Here is a 15,809-nt window from a genome sequence, read left to right as displayed (position 1 = left end):
GCGCCCCAATCTTCTGTGACACCACCGCATACTCGGTGCCTTCTTTGCCTGTTAGGCACCCTGATACCAGAAGTGCCGCCCCCAATCCCAGCAGCGCCCGCCTGTTCATTGCCCTCTCCCCGTAAAAACCCGGATAGAGGCTATGATGGGAACCGGGGAACTTTCAATCTGCTGGAGCAAAGACGGTGGAACTGTGCTCAGCGCTCCACACCGGCCGGCGTCAGCGCGGCCCGATCGGCGTCGAGCTTTGCCCTCAGCCGCGCAGCGTCGTCGGAGAAGACCTGCTCGTCCTGTACTGGAACCAGGCGCAAGGACGGCGGCATCAGCACGTGGCTGACATTGGGACGGCCGGAATTCGCCAGCGCCTCCGACCGCTGCACGGTCTGAACCGCGATCGCGACCACGAGCAGCAGCCCGACTACCATGCCCTTGGCGAGCATGTGGGTGCGCCCGACCTCGCGCAGATGCAGGAAGCATGTCGCCGCCAGAACGATCCACGACACGACATAGCCGTAGGTGAAGACGGCCGTCCAGGTCAGGGCGAACGAGGCAATCTGGGCGAACTCGCTGTAGATCCAGAATGCGATCAGACCCGCCTGCGCGATCAGGAGGTGGCGCAGAAAATGCGAGCGACCGGAAAACAGCCGCGCCAGCAGCGCCCAGACGCCGACCCAGGCAACGACGACCCCGATCATGGTGAGGGTCGGCACGAGATAATCGGACAGATGCGCCTCGGTGGTCTGCGCAAACCAGGTCATCAGCGCATTGATCGCGAGCAGGACGACGCCGAGCGCGATCGCCGCGATGATCGGCAACGCCCCGCGTTCGGAGCCCGCGAGCCGCTCCGGCTCGACGGCATGGCCGGCGTCGCGGATCCGGAGCAGTGTCTGGCCGATCCGGATCGGCTTGATGCCATCGAGGACGAGCTGCGGCTTCCGGCTCTTGCCGCGATCGAGAAAGAGACCGTTGGCGCTGCCGAGATCCTCGGCGACGAGGCGCCCCTCGCCGTCACGGAAAATCCGCACATGGCGCGCGGCGACATAGGGATCGTCAAGGATGACGTGATTGTCATAGCCACGGCCGATGCTGATCTCGGTGGCATCGACGCGGAAGCGGCCGGCGACGTCGCGATGCTTGGAGAGGATCTCGATCCAGATCATCGTGCGACCTGCAGGCGTTCAAGGAAGCTCTTGCCGAGGCGCAAGGCGTCGTCGTAGGCGATCGCTTGCAGGTTCAGCCGCGACACCAGCGCCTCGTCGGCGTGGTCCTGCGTGACCGCGACCAGCACGACGTCGTAGAGGCCGTCGAACTCGCGATAGCCTTGCGCGCACCACAATACGCGCAGCGGCGGATGAGCGGCCGCCGGCGCGACGCCGACGAAATCCGCATGGCAATGCTGCGGCGTGTACCATTTGCGGAACGAGCCACCCATGGTCAGCCGCGGCTGCGCCAGTTGCGTCAGCACGGTCGCGAACTGGAATTGATTGAGGTCGATCGATTTCGCGTAGGAGTGGCTGACCTCGACCACGCCGGTGTTGAGGTCGGAGGCGACATACACGCTCGCCTCGGCCTTGCAACTGGTCGAATTGATGCTGGCGCGCGGCTTCGGCGACGCGCTGGCATTCGTGCTCGCCCAGCATTCGAACCAGCCCGCGCGCGTCTCCGGCGCCTGATAGGACCCAAATACGCGGTCGCGGAAGCCCTCCTCGCCCAAGGATTTGTAGAGCGCTCCGCGCCAGCTGGTGAGCTGCGCGACCACGTCCTTGCGCAGATCGGCCGCCGCCGGCCTGGCATCCTGACCGCGCGCCAGCAGCGCGGCGGCGAAGCGCGCCGGCACCAGGAAGCTGATGAGCTGGCCGCCGCGGCGGGTGGCGACGTTGACGCCCACCACCTGGCCTTGCGCATTGACCGCCGGCCCGCCGCTCATGCCGGGATTGAGCGCGCCGGTGAAATGGATGTGATCGTTGTAGCTGTGCTCGACGAGACCGTTATAGGTGCCCTCGATGATGGTGAAGCCGAGATCGAGCGGGTTGCCGAGCGAATACAGCCGCTCGCCTTTCGGCAGGCTGCCGTCGAGCGCGGCCTTGTCGAAGGAGAAGAATGGCGCGTTCTGCTTGTCGACGCGAACGAGCGCGAGATCGTTGGGCAGGTCGACGGCGAGCAGCGTCACGCCGCCTTGTGTGCCATCGGCTCCCGTATATTCGAGCCGGTAGGTCTTCGGCTCGAGCGCGGCGTCCGACACGACGTGATAGTTCGTGACCGCGAGCCCGTCGGCGGAGACCAGGAAGCCGGAACCGGTCGAGGTCTGGCGACCGGCATCGGCCACGAGCGTGCGGATCTGAAGCAGGCGCGGCGGCGCCGAGGCATAGACGGCTTCGGCGCCCGGCAGCGCCTGCGCATTGGCATAGGACGGGACGCCCGCAACCCCAGCACTGCCAAGAGTTGCCATGATCGCGCCTCGCCACAGCAGCGCGCGCACGGCGCCAACAAACGCTGATATCAATGGTGCCCCCGCAACACGTCGTCGACTGCCGACGTCGCGCGCCCACGATCGATCAATCCGGCGGTCCGGCCAATATCGAAAACGGGCCTGCGATGCAACCAGCGCGCCGCGGCTGCGCCGGCCGGCTCAGCAATGCGGCACGTTCGGTGGACACCGCTTGCCCGGGGCCTGCGGCGGAGCAGGTCGCGGCGGTGGTGCTGCCGGTCTTGCCATCGGCGGCGGTGCGGCGGGCCGCGCCATCGCGGCCACCGGCGGCGGGCTTGGACGTGCCATCTGCGGCGGCGGGCTCGGACGCGCCATTGGCGGCGGCGGAGCCGGCCGCATCATCGGCGGCGGAGCGGGCCGGGCCATCGGGGACGGCGCCGGCCGGGCCATTTGTGGCGGAGGAGCTGGGCGCATCACAGGCGGCGGCGCGGGCCGCGCCGGCGCCGCTCGAAGCACGGGCGCAGCCGGCGGCCGTGGCGGCGGCGGACTCGGCCGCGCAGCCGTCGGCGGCGCTGCGCGATGCTGGATCTGGTCGGGCACGGCCGGCTGCAGCCGCGGTCGCGCGTCCGGTGCGTGTGGAATGGCCGCCGGCGCAACCGGGCGAGGAGCCACCGCCGCGGGAGGCGCGGCGGGTACGCCGGGCGGCGTGCGGTTCGCCCGCATGTCCGGCCGGATCGCAGGCGTCTGCACCGCAGCGGGAAGCCCCGGCGCGCCACGTTGGCCCGGCACCGGAAGCGCATTCGCGTTTGGCGGGCCCTGCCCCGGCCGGCCGGCCTGATTTGGAAGCGCAGCCTGCGGAACGCCAGCAGGCAACGGTCCGCCCGGTCCGGCGGGTCGCGCGGCAGGATTGGCGACCGGTGCGGGCGGCGGCACCTTGCCCTGCTGGATCAGGGTCGCGCGCTGCATTACCGCGGGCGGCAATGCCGGCGCCGGCGCCACGGCCGGCTGGGTTGTCGCAGCGGGACCGGTGGACATCGGACCGGCAGGTGCGGGACGATTGATCACGGTGTTGATGACCGCGGTGTTGTGGATGTTCTGGTAGATGATGTTGTTCGGCGGCGGCGCAACGAAAGCCGGCGGCCGGACATAGACCGGGATCGGCACGAACACCGGCCGCGGCAGGATGAACAGGCCGACCGGCGCGAACGGCGGCGGCAGCTCCACGAACTCCGGCGGAGGCGGCGGCAGGATGTAGACCGGCGGCGGGGGCGGCGGCACGAAATCGAATTCGGGATCCGAGAACAGCAGCACCGGACGTTCGACATAGATCACCTCGTCGAGCGGCGGCGGCGGCACGTCATATTCGATCATCGCGAAGGTCGGCGGCGGCGCCGGCGCTGCCGACAACATCGCCAGCCGCCGCCGGGCGTCCTCGGCATGCGCGCCATAGGGATAGCGCTTCAGATAGGACCAATAGGCTTCCGGGCTGTCGGTGCGAAACGTCCGCCGCCAGGTCAGCGCCTCGCGGCGAGCGGCGACCAGGGCGCGCACACGCCGCGCCAGCGGATCGCTCGGATAGGCGGCGATGAAATCCTCATAGCCCTGCAGCGTGTCGCGCTCCAGCGCGGCGGCATAGGCCTCCTGCACCGGCAGTTCGCGGATCGGGCGCGAGCGCAGCGCCGCGGTCTGCTCGGGCGAATCCGGCGTGGCCGGCGCGTCCGGCGCCCGCTCGAAGAAGGTGAAGGCGGCCTGGATCTTCTGCGCATCCCACGGCACCTGCGCGCCCTTGGTCTCCTCGTTGACGCGCAGCCGCAGCCTATCGAACACCTCCGGCAGCGACAGGCCGCCGGTGCGGATCATCTCGGCGAGCGAGCGCGCGTAGATGCCATAGGCGCCGGTCTCGTTCGGCGCGATCGTGCCCGGCGCCGCATTGAAGGCGATCAGCATGTTGGCATCGGGCTCGACCAGCGCCAGGCCGCCGGCGATCGCCGGGCCGCCGGCGATGAAGGGCTGCTGGCGCGCGGCATCGAGCACCACGACGCTGGCCTTCACCGGCGTCGCCGCAAGCTGGCGGATGTAGTCGCTGAGGCGCAGGCCCTCGGTCGGAATGTCGACGTCGCTGCCGATGTTGGCGTCGACGGGAAGAAAATAGTTCTCGCCGGCGAGCTGCATGCCGTAGCCGGCGAGATAGACCATCGCGACGGTGTTGGTGTCGGCTGACTGGGCCTTGTGAATGAAATCGCGAAAGCTCTTGCGCAGCGTGTCGGCATCGAGGTCGCGCGCGCCGACCACGTCGAAGCCCGCGGCCTGCAGCGTTTGCGCGATCAGGCCGGCGTCGTTGGCCGCCGTCGCCAGCGGGCCCTTGGCATAGGCACCGTTGCCGATCACCAGAGCGATACGCTTTTCGGCGCCGGGCTGCTGCGCTGCGGCAAGCAGCGGCAAGGCCGCCAAGGCGAGCAGGCAGAGCGAGACACTCAGGACGATCTTCGCGGTGATCTTGGTCAAGCGCATGGTTCAAGCCCCTTCGAGGCACCCGCCGCGGATTCAGCGGGAGAATGGCTGAACCGCGGTTGAACGGAGGCATGTCCGTACAGCCCACGCGCAGCTTTTTTGTTCCTCGTCCCCCTGTTCGACCAGCAAGATCGCCGAACGCAGCCGCTCCAGCGGAACGATCGCCTCGATTACAGCTGCTGCACGTCGACCACGCCGGTCACCGCCTTGATGGCACCTGCGATTTGTGGCGAAACCTTGAAGCGCCCCGGCAGCTTCATCTCCACCTCGGTTTCGAGGTCCAGCATCATGACCAGCGACACCTCGCCTTCGCCTGCGGCGGTGCGGGGCACCAACGGCGGCGCGGCGCTCTTGGCGATCGCCCCGTTGCCATTGGCCGCGGCACCTTCCGGCCCCTGCAGGCGCTTGACGATGGAGTCGAGCGGCTTGGTGTCGCGCAGGAAGATGCGCAGGCCACGCTGCGTCTTGGCGGCGGCATCATCGAGCGGCTCGGCATGGAGCACGCGCGCGCGCACATCCTCGCCCTGCAGCTCGGCGCCGAGCTGAAGCAGCACCGCCGCGCCCGGCTCGAGCACGTCGCGATATTGTGCAAGGCCTTCGGAGAACAGCACCGCCTCGAAATGGCCTGTCGGATCCGACAGGCCCATGATGCCCATCTTGTTGCCGGTCTTGGTGCGCCGCTCCATGCGCGACACCACGGTGGCGGCGACCTTGCCCGCGGTCGCGCCGGTCTTCACCGCGCGCGAGAACTCGGCCCAGCTCTGGACGCGCAGGCGCTTCAGCGCCGCGGCGTAGTCGTCGAGCGGATGGCCCGACAGGAAGAAGCCGATCGCATCATATTCGCGCCGCAGACGCTCGGCCGGCAGCCAGTTCTCGATGTTGGGCAGGATGATCGCGGGCGCGTCGGCGGCGTTGCCGAACATGTCGTTCTGGCCCGAGGTCGCGGCCTCGTGCGCGCGCTGGCAGGCGGCGACGATGGCGTCGGCGCCGGCGAACACGCGCGCGCGGTTCTTGTCGAGCACGTCGAACGCACCGGCCGCAGCCAGCGTCTCGATGATGCGCTTGTTGATCGCGCGCGGATTGACGCGGGAGGCGAAGTCGGCGAGCGAGGTGAACGGCCCGCCCTTGTTGCGGGCCTCCACGATCATCTCGATCGCCTGCGGACCGACGCCCTTTAGGGCCGCCAACGCGTAGAAGATGGTGTTGCCGCTGACCTCGAAGGTCGGGCCCGAGCGATTGATCGACGGCGGCTCGACCTTGATGCCCAGGCGCTGCGCCTCGGTACGAAATTCCGAGAGCTTGTCGGTGTTGTTGAGATCGAGCGTCATCGACGCCGCGATGAACTCCACCGGATAATGCGCCTTCATGTAGGCGGTGTGGTAGGACACCAGCGCGTAGGCGGCCGCGTGCGACTTGTTGAAGCCGTAGTCGGCGAACTTGGCGAGCAGGTCGAAGATCGTGTCCGCCTGGTCCTTCGGCACGCCGTTCTGGGTGGCGCCCTCGACGAAGCGGACGCGCTGCTTGTCCATCTCGGCGCGGATCTTCTTGCCCATGGCGCGGCGCAGGAGGTCGGCTTCGCCGAGCGAATAGCCGGACATCTGCTGCGCGACCTGCATCACCTGCTCCTGGTAGATGATGACGCCGAAGGTCTCCTTCAGGATCGGCTCCAGGATCGGGTGCAGATATTCCGGCTCCTCCTCGCCGTGCTTGCGGGCGCAGTAGGTCGGGATGTTGGCCATCGGACCGGGACGATACAGCGCCACCAGCGCGATGATGTCCTCGAAGCGGTCCGGGCGCATGTCGATCAGCGCCCGCCGCATGCCCTGGCTTTCAACCTGGAACACGCCGACCACGTCGCCCCGCGCCAGCATCTGATAGCTCGGCGCGTCGTCGATCGGCAGAGTCGCGAGATCGACGTGGACGTCGCGCTGCTTCAGAAGCTTCACGGCGACGTCGAGCACGGTCAGCGTCTTCAGGCCGAGGAAGTCGAACTTGACGAGGCCGGCGGGCTCGACCCACTTCATGTTGAACTGGGTGACCGGCATGTCCGATTTCGGATCGCGATACATCGGCACCAGCTCGCTCAGCGGCCGGTCGCCGATGACGATGCCGGCAGCGTGGGTCGAGGCGTGTCGCGTCAGGCCTTCGAGGCGCATCGCGATATCGAAGGCGCGGGCCACCACCGGATCCTCGTCGCGGAACGCCTGCAGCTTCGGCTCGCCCTCGATCGCGGCGGCGAGCGTCACCGGCGCGGCCGGGTTCTGCGGCACCAGCTTGGTCAGCTTGTCGACCTGGCCGTAGGGCATCTGCAGCACGCGGCCGACGTCGCGCAGCACGCCGCGCGCCTGCAGGGTGCCGAAGGTGATGATCTGCGCCACCTGGTCGCGGCCGTAGCGCTGCTGCACGTAGGAGATCACCTCGCCGCGGCGGTCCTGGCAGAAGTCGATGTCGAAGTCCGGCATCGACACGCGCTCGGGATTGAGGAAGCGCTCGAACAGCAGCGCGAACCGCATCGGGTCGAGATCGGTGATGGTCAGCACCCAGGCGACCAGCGAGCCTGCGCCGGAGCCGCGACCCGGCCCGACCGGAATGCCGTGCGCCTTGGCCCATTTGATGAAGTCCGACACGATCAGGAAGTAGCCCGCGTACTTCATGCGCATGATGACGTCGAGCTCGAAGGCGAGCCGCTTCTGATAGTCCTCCTCGGTCATGCCCGGCGCCATGCCGTGCACCTTGAGGCGCCGCTCCAACCCCTCCTCCGCCTGTCGCTTCAGCTCGGCGGCCTCGGCGCTCGCGGCGTCCACGGCATCGCTGCCGGTGCCGGCGCCGACCGTGAAAAACGGCAGGATCGGCTTGCGCGTCCGCGGCCGGTACGAACAGCGCTCGGCGATCTCGACCGTCGAGGCCAAGGCCTCCGGAAGGTCGGCGAACAGCACCGCCATCTCGGCACGGGTCTTGAAGCGGTGATCCGGCGTCAGCTGCACGCGCTCGGTGTCGGCGACCAGATGGCCGCCGGCGATGCACAGCAGCGCATCATGCGCCTCGTAGTCGTCGGCGGTCGCGAAATACGGCTCGTTGGTCGCGACCAGCGGCAGGCCCTTGCCATAGGCGATATCGATCAGGCCGCCTTCGACGCGGCGCTCGCGGTCGACCCCGTGGCGCTGCAGCTCGATGTAGAGGCGGTCGCCGAACAGGCTTGCCAGCCGCTCGCAGCGCTGCGTCGCAAGTGCCGCCATGTCGTGCTGGATCGCGAGCGAGATCGGCCCATCGGGCCCGCCGGTGAGCGCAATCAGACCATCGACACCCTCGTTCAGCCACTCGAACTTGATGTGCGGCGCCTGATGCGTCGGCGTGTCCAGGAAGGCGCGCGAGTTCAGCCGCATCAGGTGGCGGTAGCCCTCCTCGCGTGCGGCCAGCAGGACGATTCGCGAGGGCTGCGCGACCGCACCGGCATTGCGGGCATTCGGGTCCATGTCGCCGAAATCGATGGCGAGCTCGCAGCCGGCGATCGGCTGGATGCCATAGCTCGCCATCTTGTCGGAGAATTCGAGCGCACCGAACATGTTGTCGGTGTCGGTCAGCGCCAGCGCGGGCTGACGATCGGCCTTGGCGAGCTCGCCGAGCTTGCCGATCTTGATCGAGCCCTTCAGCAGCGAATAGGCGGAGTGAACGTGGAGATGGACAAATCCGGCGCTGGACATGCTCGCTTTGCAACTTCCTGGGGCTTTTCCGAGATCGATCACGGTGTCGGGCCGGCTTCCGGGCTTGCTCGGGTCACGACCCGGCGCCATGCCCTATCTCCCGACCGACTCGCTCCGCATCATATCGGACGCCCTCCGGCGAGTCCGGCGCCCTCGCCTGCCTTGTCCCCAGCCGCTGCGCTCGGAAAACTAAAGCTGTGGAATGATTTGCGCCCAGAGCGCGATCATGCCGACGAACAGCGTGATCGACGCCAGCGCGGCGGCTTCTTGAACGAAAACCTTCAGCATCGGGACCTCCCTGAGTCAGAACATATGAAGAACAATGTTCCTTTTCTGTTCTCAGGTCAAGCGCGCTGATCGACCCGTTGCCGCGCCCGCGCCGCAGATGGTTAATCCGGCCCACAAACAAGAAGCCCCGGCGCGAACGCCGGGGCTTTGCAATCCGCCGATCGTGCGCGGAGCGACTCAGTACCGCGTCGCGACCGGGCCGCCGAAGCGGTAGTTCAGGCGGGCGGTGAACAGATCGACGTCCTGCTTGATGCTGTCGGAGCCGAGCGCGCCGAAGCTGACGGTCTGGCGATCCATGAACAGATGGTCGTACTCGACGCCCAGCGACCAGTTCGGCGCGAAGCCGTATTCGAGTCCGGCACCGACCACGCCGCCCCAGCGCGTGTCGTCGTTGGAGGCGAGGAACGCGCCGGTCGCCGCGTTGGTGATCGTGTACTTGTTGCTGGTCACGGCCGCGCCGCCCTTGGCGTAGAGCAGCACGTTGTTGATGGCATAGCCGACCTGGCCGGTGAACAGGCCGAACGCATCGGTCTTGGTGCGGTTACGCGTTCCGAACAGCGCGCTCTGATTGTCGCCGGTGAGGTCGGCCCAATTGCCCTGCGCCTCGACGCCGAACACGATCTGGCCCATCTGCCAGCGATAGCCGACCTGGCCACCGACGGTGCCGCCGGATGCATCATGCGAACCCTCGCGGCCGCCGCCGACCAGATCCCAGGTGTTCTCGCTCCAGCCGCCGCCACCGTTCACGCCGATGTAGAAGCCGCTCCAGTCATAGATCGCAGCCATCACCGGCGGCGGTGCCTTCGTGTAGGGACGCGCAGCGAGATCCGCGGCAAGCGCCGGCGAGGCCAGCACCACGAGCGCCGTCGTCGTCAACAGAAGTTTCTTCATCACAGGTCCAGTCTCGTCTCATTTGGCCCCCAGGCCAGCCGCATCTCTTAACGATCTGCGCCACAATTGCTGTAGCCGCTCGGTCACAGCTCGCTGCTGAAAGGCCACGAGACATGTTGGGAAATTAATCTTTAATCACAGTGTGTTGATGGAACTTTCCAGCTTGCAATCGAGGGCCGACCGACTACACACGCGTGAGGCCGTCGCGCCGGTGCTTCGCCATGAAGCGCGCGCGTTCTGGTCATCAAGGGATGAAGGGAGATCGTTGATGCGTGAGGTTTTATTTGCGGCCCTGGCTGCAGCCGGCCTCGTGGTCGCAACCCATGCGCCGGCTCACGCCGTCGGTGTCAGGCATGCGTTCTGTCTGCAGGGTGATGAGTTTCCGGGCTTGAGCCACTGCACCTTCGACACTTACGCGCAATGCCAGGCGACGGCGTCGGGACGCCTGCTGAACTGCATCGCGAATCCCTATTTCGCCGGCGTCAGCAATGACCCGCGCGCGACGCCTTATCCGTATCCGCACAGGCAACGGATCAAGCCGCGTCCGCCGGCGCCAAATCCCTACGCGCCGTTCCCCAACCCATTCGTGTTCGAAGAGGACTGACCCGTCCCCGCCTTCGACGCAGCGAGCTGTCGTCTCAGGCCATACCATCGAAGGTTCGTCGAAGCCGTGGCTCCGACGAACCGAAGCAATCGAAGATGTCGTTGCGTCAGCGCATCATCCCGAAACCCGGACCGAACTTGTAGTTCAGCTTCACGAGCCCGATGTCGACATCCTGCTTGATGCGATGAGTCATCGCGGGCGCGCCGGCCGCGGCGACGAAGTTCAGGTTCTTGTTGCCCAGGAAGATGTGGTCGTACTCGACGCCGACCGACCAGTTCGGCGCGAAGCCATATTCGAGGCCGGCACCGATCGTGCCACCCCAACGCGTGGTGTTGGCGCGATCGAGCATCACGTTGGTGCCCGTGGTGAAGGTGTCGTAGCGATCGCCGACGACCGCGGCACCGCCCTTGATATAGCCGAGAATGTTGTCGAAGGCATAGCCGACCTGGCCGGTGAACAGGCCGAAGCCGTTGGTGCGTGAACGGTCGCTGACATTGGGAAGAATCAGGTTGCGATTCGTGCCCTTGAAGTTGGCCCAGTCGCCCTGCGCCTCGACGCCGAACACCCAATTGGCCATCTGATAGCGGTAGCCGACCTGGCCGCCGACGGCCGCGCCGCCGCCGCCGGAGCAGCCTTCGCGGTTGGCTGCCGGGTTCACCGCCACACCGGCGTTCGAAACCAGATTCCAGCAATCCCGACTGGAACCTCCGCCGGCGTTGAAGCCGACATAGAAGCCGCTCCAGTCATACACCGTCGCCACGACGGCGGGCGGCGCCTTGGTGTACGGCCCCTTCTTCATTGGAAGATCAGCTGCGAATGCAGACGTCGCCGCGGCGATTGCGCCGAGCCCCACCGTTGCGCCGAAAAGCGTCTTCATCATCGAACTCCGTAGCTTCTGTCCCAAAGTCCCCAGGCCCTCTGGTTTCGTGCGAAAAACATGCAGCGCGACGAAGCGATCCTGCACCCGCATTCGCTCCGCCGACATCAACCGATGTGCAGATCAGAACCATTCTTTCCGGCTTTTATGGGATTGGGCGCAAAGGCCTGTTTTCCAAGGCTTTGCCCGCAACATGAACAAACAACTAATAAGATGTAAGGAGGAGTCGTGGCCGGCGTCCATCCATGGCCACAATACGCGCGACGGCAAAATCGTGATCGGGAAACTCCCGGTCACGGAACGAACCCTGTCACGTCTCAGTCGTGAATTCTTCAGGGCAGCACGACGAGTCTTGCGAATGCGTAGCATCATCATGCGCAAAGCGGACGAATGTGTGGTGCTTCCCAGCCCATGCTGAACGCACGCTCGTCCCGAGCGGCATCGTCATCACGTGTAGTAGATCGCCAATTTCAGCGCGGGATCGTCATTGGACTGGAAGGTCGCGTATCGCAGCCTCACGCGGCCCTTCTTCGGATGCTCGAGCAGCTTCTCGCCGGCAGCAAGCGCATTGACGTCGTGCGCCGCCCACAGGCCGTCGAACTCGCGGCTGCCGCGCCGCAGCCGCGCGATCAGATCGACGAAAGCGGGATCGCCCGCCCACAGATCGTAGGTCGCGCGAAACTGCGCGACCATGCGTTGCGCCAGCTCCTTCCATTGCGCGCCGAACAGCCGGCGCACGCCGGGCTTGCACAGCATCAGCACCAACGTGTTGCGCTCATCGTCGGCGAGTTGAGAGAAGCCGAAGATCTCGTCCGCCGCGGCATTCCAGGCCAGCACATCCCATCGTCGTCCTGAGATGTAGGCCGGCTGGTTCAGACTCTGCACGAGCTCGCGCAGCCGGACCGGCACTTGCTCGCGCACGAACGGCTTGCGCGCAGGATCGCGCACCAGCGCCTTGAGATGAGCATGCTCGGTTCGGCTCAGGCGCAGGGCGCGCGCCAGCGCATCGATGGTCGAGGAGGACGGCTTCACGGCCCGGCCCTGCTCGATTCGGATGTACCAGTCGACGCCGATGCCAGCGAGCTCGGCCACTTCCTCCCGTCGCAGCCCTGCGGTGCGTCGCCGCCGCCCGGCCGCGAGTCCGACCGCTTGCGGCGTCAGCTTCTCGCGCCGCGAGCGCAGGAAGTTGCCGAGCTCGGCATGTCGCGGATCACTCATGTGCTGGATCCCTCATGGTCGTCCGCGGGAGGTGTGGCCAGCGTGGGCTTGCCTAATCCCAGGATAATACCAGGCCTTCCTGCGCGGAGCATAGACCGGCAGGCTGGAGCCTCGCCACCGCGAAAATGGAGAAGGACCATGAAGGCCGCCGTGCTCAAACGATTTGGATCGCCGCTCGAGATCGAGCATGTCGAAGACCCCGTGCTCGGCACCGGCGAAATCATCGTCGACATCGCCGCGGCCGGCGTGCTGTCCTATGCGAATGAAGTGTTCAGCGGCGAACGGAAGTACCTGCTGGACCTGCCGGTGATCCCCGGCACCGGAGGGGTCGGCCGGGTCAGCGCCCTCGGCCCCGACGCGACGCATCTCGCCATCGGCGACTGGGTGTTCTGCGATCCAACCGTGCGCTCGCGTGACGCAGCCTTCGCCCCCGACATCACCCTGCAGGGCTTGAGCGCGCGCGGACCGGGCGGGCTGAGGCTGCAACAATATTTCCGGCACGGCTCGTTTGCCGAACGGATGCGCGTGCCGACGGAGAACGCCAAGCCGATCGGGGCCATCGACACTGATGACGCTGCGCGCTGGTGCGCGCTCGGCACCCTGCTCGTGCCCTATGGCGGCTTTCTTGCCGCCATTCTGCAAGCGGGCGAGACCGTCCTGGTCAGCGGCGCCACCGGCAGGTTCGGCAGCGCCGCGGTCGCGGTGGCGCTTGCCATGGGCGCCGCTGCGGTCGTGGCGCCCGGCCGCAACGAGGTCATGCTGGCAGAGCTTCAGCGCCGGTTCGGCCCCCGCGTCCGCCCGGTCAGACTCTCTGGCGACGAGAGCGAGGACATCGCACGCATGAAGCGCGCGGCGCCGCGCCCGATCGACTGCGTGCTCGACATCATGCCGCCGTCGGTCTCGGCCAGGGTCGTGCGATCAGCCGTGATGACCGTGCGTCCCTATGGGCGCGTGGTGCTGATGGGCGGCGTCGGGATGCTGGGCGGAGCCGGGCTCGAGCTGCCCTATCCCTGGATCATGCGCGAGTGCGTCACGATCCACGGCGTCTGGATGTACCCGCCAAGCGCGACGGTCAGGATGGTGGAGCTGATCAGGGCCGGGCTGCTCGACCTTGCGCAGTTCGAGCCGACCTGTTTCGACCTCGATCATGCCAACGACGCGGTCGCCCATGCCGCCGCCCATCGCAAGCCGTTCAAGATGACGGTGATCAGGCCCTGACTGCGGCCGGACTCAGTCGAGCTCGACGACCTTGCCGCCGACGATGGAGACGCGCCGGTCCATGCGGCCGGCCAGCTCCATGTTGTGGGTCGCGATCAGCATCGCGACCCGCGTGGCCTTCACGAGCTGCATCAGCGCGTGAAAGACGTGATCGGCGGTGCCAGGATCGAGATTGCCGGTCGGCTCGTCCGCCAGCAGCGCACGCGGCGCATTGGCGACCGCACGCGCGATCGCCACGCGTTGCTGCTCGCCGCCGGAGAGCTCGGCCGGACGGTGCTTGATGCGCTCGCCGAGCCCGAGATAGGCCAGGATCTCGGTCGCCCGCTTCACGGTCTCCGACCGCTTGAGGCCGCGGATCATCTGCGGCAGCATCACGTTCTCCAGCGCCGTGAACTCCGGCAGCAGCCGGTGCGACTGGTAGACGAAACCGATATCGGTCCTGCGCATCTGGGTGCGCTCGATGTCGGTCAGCTGCGACGTCGGCACGCCCCCGACATAGACCTCGCCCTCGTCGGGGCTCTCGAGGAGGCCCGCGATGTGCAGCAATGTCGACTTGCCCGAGCCCGAGGGCGCCACCAGCGCCACCGACTGCCCAGCCCACAACGCCAGCTTGGCGCCGTCCAGGATGGTCAGCTGCTGCTCGCCCTGCATGTATCGCCGCTTGATCTCGTGGAGATAAACGACCGGCACATCCTCTGCCCCCTGCTCTTCCATCAGCGCCTCACTCGTAGCGAAGCGCTTCGACCGGGTCTAATCGGGCCGCGCGCCATGATGGATAGAGCGTAGCCAGGAAAGACAGGGTCAAGGCCATGATCAGAACGGCCGCGGTCTCGCCGGCATCGATCTCAGCCGGCAGCTTCGACAGGAAATAGAGCTCATTGGGAAACAGATCGGTGCTCGTCAGCCAGGACAGAAACTTCCTGATCGAATCGATATTCATCGAGATCAGGAGGCCGACGACGAATCCGGTGAGCGTGCCGACCACCCCGATCGAGGCGCCGGTGATCAGGAATATCCGCATGATCGCCCCCTGCGAAGCCCCCATGGTGCGCAGCACGGCGATGTCCTGGCCCTTGTCCTTGACCAGCATGATCAGTCCCGAAACGATGTTGAGCGCCGCGACCAGGACGATCAAGGTCAGGATCAGGAACATCACGTTACGCTCGACCTGCAGCGCATTGAAGAAGGTCGAGTTGCGCTGGCGCCAGTCGACGAGAAAGATGGGTCGGCCGGCCGCCTCGGTCACCGTCTTGCGAAACTCCTCCACCTTGTCGGGATTGCTGGTGAAGATCTCGATCGCGGTGACGTCGTTGTTGCGATTGAAATAGGCCTGCGCTTCGGCCAGCGGCATGAAGACGAAGCTGGCGTCGTATTCCGACATCCCGATCTCGAACACCGCCGCGATCTTGTAGGGCTTGATGCGCGGCGTGGTGCCCATCGGCGTCACGGCGCCCTTCGGGGCGACCAGGGTGATGCTGTCGCCGGCATGCAGCGACAGCTGGTCCGCGAGCCGGCGCCCGATCGCCACGCCCTGCCCCTCGTCGAAACCTTCCAGCGAGCCCTGCTTGATGTTCTTGGCGATCGAGGTCAGGTTAGTGAGGTCCTGCGCGCGAATGCCGCGGATGAACACGCCTGACGCATTGAATGGCGACGAGCCCAGACCCTGTCCGTCAACCACCGGCGCGGCAAGGCGGATGCCCTGCACCTGCGCGATCCGCTCGGAGACGTCCTTCCAGTCGGTGAGCGGCGACTCCAGCGGCTGCACCAGCAGATGCCCGTTCAGACCGAGGATCTTGTCGAGCAGCTCCTTGCGGAAGCCATTCATCACCGCCATCACGATGATCAGGGTGGCGACGCCGAGCATGATGCCGAGGAAGGAGAACCCGGCGATGACGGAGATGAACCCCTCCCGGCGGCGCGCACGCAAATAGCGCCCCGACAGCATCCACTCGAAGGGAGCGAAGGGGGTGGTGGTCTGCACCGGTTCGGTCATGGCGTCATCCATTGTGCGATCATCCCATGATTCGGGCCGAATGTGGCCGGATTGGCCTGAAGGGACGGGCAGCCCCGGTG

General features: G+C 66.6%; 11 protein-coding genes. 2 read left to right on the top strand and 9 right to left on the bottom strand.

Annotated elements, in window-relative coordinates:
• Nucleotides 1-197: 197 nt before the first annotated feature.
• The 5 genes from QX039_RS10150 to QX039_RS10130 all read right to left on the bottom strand — a co-directional run bounded on the left by QX039_RS10150 (nucleotide 198) and on the right by QX039_RS10130 (nucleotide 9,819).
• A complete protein-coding gene (locus QX039_RS10150; protein WP_315738237.1) occupies nucleotides 198-1,160 on the bottom strand; it encodes an FHA domain-containing protein in 963 nt (320 codons plus the stop codon).
• On the bottom strand, nucleotides 1,157-2,449 hold the full coding sequence (locus QX039_RS10145; protein ID WP_315738238.1) for a serine protease: 1,293 nt from the start codon (nucleotides 2,447-2,449) through the stop codon (nucleotides 1,157-1,159). Before QX039_RS10145 ends, QX039_RS10150 begins: the two co-directional genes overlap by 4 nt.
• A gap of 180 nt (nucleotides 2,450-2,629) precedes the next feature.
• Nucleotides 2,630-4,939 (bottom strand): caspase domain-containing protein, encoded by a 2,310-nt coding sequence (locus QX039_RS10140; RefSeq protein ID WP_315770842.1) that lies wholly within the window; start codon nucleotides 4,937-4,939, stop codon nucleotides 2,630-2,632.
• A 170-nt stretch (nucleotides 4,940-5,109) separates the two neighbouring features.
• Nucleotides 5,110-8,640 (bottom strand): DNA polymerase III subunit alpha, encoded by a 3,531-nt coding sequence (dnaE, locus tag QX039_RS10135; protein ID WP_315770844.1) that lies wholly within the window; start codon nucleotides 8,638-8,640, stop codon nucleotides 5,110-5,112.
• A gap of 465 nt (nucleotides 8,641-9,105) precedes the next feature.
• A complete protein-coding gene (locus QX039_RS10130) occupies nucleotides 9,106-9,819 on the bottom strand; it encodes an outer membrane protein (RefSeq protein WP_315770845.1) in 714 nt (237 codons plus the stop codon).
• Nucleotides 9,820-10,087: 268 nt separating this feature from the next.
• On the opposite strand from QX039_RS10130, the gene QX039_RS10125 reads away from it, so the two are divergent.
• Nucleotides 10,088-10,423, top strand: coding sequence for a DUF3551 domain-containing protein (locus tag QX039_RS10125; protein ID WP_315738242.1), 336 nt, complete (start codon nucleotides 10,088-10,090; stop codon nucleotides 10,421-10,423).
• Nucleotides 10,424-10,529: 106 nt separating this feature from the next.
• Here QX039_RS10125 and QX039_RS10120 read toward each other — a convergent pair whose 3' ends face one another.
• Both QX039_RS10120 and QX039_RS10115 read right to left on the bottom strand, forming a co-directional pair.
• Complete coding sequence (locus tag QX039_RS10120) at nucleotides 10,530-11,303, bottom strand: outer membrane protein (protein WP_315711586.1); 774 nt, start codon at nucleotides 11,301-11,303, stop codon at nucleotides 10,530-10,532.
• Nucleotides 11,304-11,747: 444 nt separating this feature from the next.
• Nucleotides 11,748-12,518: a helix-turn-helix transcriptional regulator gene (locus QX039_RS10115; RefSeq protein WP_315738244.1), complete on the bottom strand. Its 771-nt coding sequence runs from the start codon at nucleotides 12,516-12,518 to the stop codon at nucleotides 11,748-11,750.
• 138 nt (nucleotides 12,519-12,656) lie between these two features.
• Here QX039_RS10115 and QX039_RS10110 point away from each other — a divergent pair, with 138 nt between their 5' ends.
• Nucleotides 12,657-13,736, top strand: a complete 1,080-nt coding sequence (locus QX039_RS10110) for a zinc-binding alcohol dehydrogenase family protein (RefSeq protein ID WP_315738245.1) — start codon at nucleotides 12,657-12,659, stop codon at nucleotides 13,734-13,736.
• Between the two features lie 12 nt (nucleotides 13,737-13,748).
• Here the strand turns inward: QX039_RS10110 and QX039_RS10105 are convergent, their stop codons facing one another.
• Nucleotides 13,749-14,450: an ABC transporter ATP-binding protein gene (locus tag QX039_RS10105; RefSeq protein ID WP_315738246.1), complete on the bottom strand. Its 702-nt coding sequence runs from the start codon at nucleotides 14,448-14,450 to the stop codon at nucleotides 13,749-13,751.
• Between the two features lie 7 nt (nucleotides 14,451-14,457).
• Entirely contained in the window at nucleotides 14,458-15,741 is a 1,284-nt protein-coding gene (locus tag QX039_RS10100) for a lipoprotein-releasing ABC transporter permease subunit (RefSeq protein ID WP_315711581.1), read from the bottom strand.
• Nucleotides 15,742-15,809 lie beyond the last annotated feature (68 nt).

The organism is Bradyrhizobium sp. SZCCHNR1043, assembly GCF_032489675.1.
Taxonomy (GTDB): Bacteria; Pseudomonadota; Alphaproteobacteria; order Rhizobiales; family Xanthobacteraceae; genus Bradyrhizobium.
Note: the sequence above shows the minus strand (reverse complement) of the source record. Positions and strands in the feature narration are given on the sequence as shown.

Bases quoted from the DNA above. Each gene is read 5' to 3' on its own strand.
- QX039_RS10110 (WP_315738245.1), top strand. From the start codon at position 12,657: ATGAAGGCCGCCGTGCTCAAACGATTTGGATCGCCGCTCGAGATCGAG.
- QX039_RS10120 (WP_315711586.1), bottom strand. From the start codon at position 11,303: ATGATGAAGACGCTTTTCGGCGCAACGGTGGGGCTCGGCGCAATCGCC.
- QX039_RS10115 (WP_315738244.1), bottom strand. From the start codon at position 12,518: ATGAGTGATCCGCGACATGCCGAGCTCGGCAACTTCCTGCGCTCGCGG.
- QX039_RS10105 (WP_315738246.1), bottom strand. From the start codon at position 14,450: ATGGAAGAGCAGGGGGCAGAGGATGTGCCGGTCGTTTATCTCCACGAG.
- dnaE (WP_315770844.1), bottom strand. From the start codon at position 8,640: ATGTCCAGCGCCGGATTTGTCCATCTCCACGTTCACTCCGCCTATTCG.
- QX039_RS10150 (WP_315738237.1), bottom strand. From the start codon at position 1,160: ATGATCTGGATCGAGATCCTCTCCAAGCATCGCGACGTCGCCGGCCGC.
- QX039_RS10140 (WP_315770842.1), bottom strand. From the start codon at position 4,939: ATGCGCTTGACCAAGATCACCGCGAAGATCGTCCTGAGTGTCTCGCTC.
- QX039_RS10130 (WP_315770845.1), bottom strand. From the start codon at position 9,819: ATGAAGAAACTTCTGTTGACGACGACGGCGCTCGTGGTGCTGGCCTCG.
- QX039_RS10100 (WP_315711581.1), bottom strand. From the start codon at position 15,741: ATGGATGACGCCATGACCGAACCGGTGCAGACCACCACCCCCTTCGCT.
- QX039_RS10125 (WP_315738242.1), top strand. From the start codon at position 10,088: ATGCGTGAGGTTTTATTTGCGGCCCTGGCTGCAGCCGGCCTCGTGGTC.
- QX039_RS10145 (WP_315738238.1), bottom strand. From the start codon at position 2,449: ATGGCAACTCTTGGCAGTGCTGGGGTTGCGGGCGTCCCGTCCTATGCC.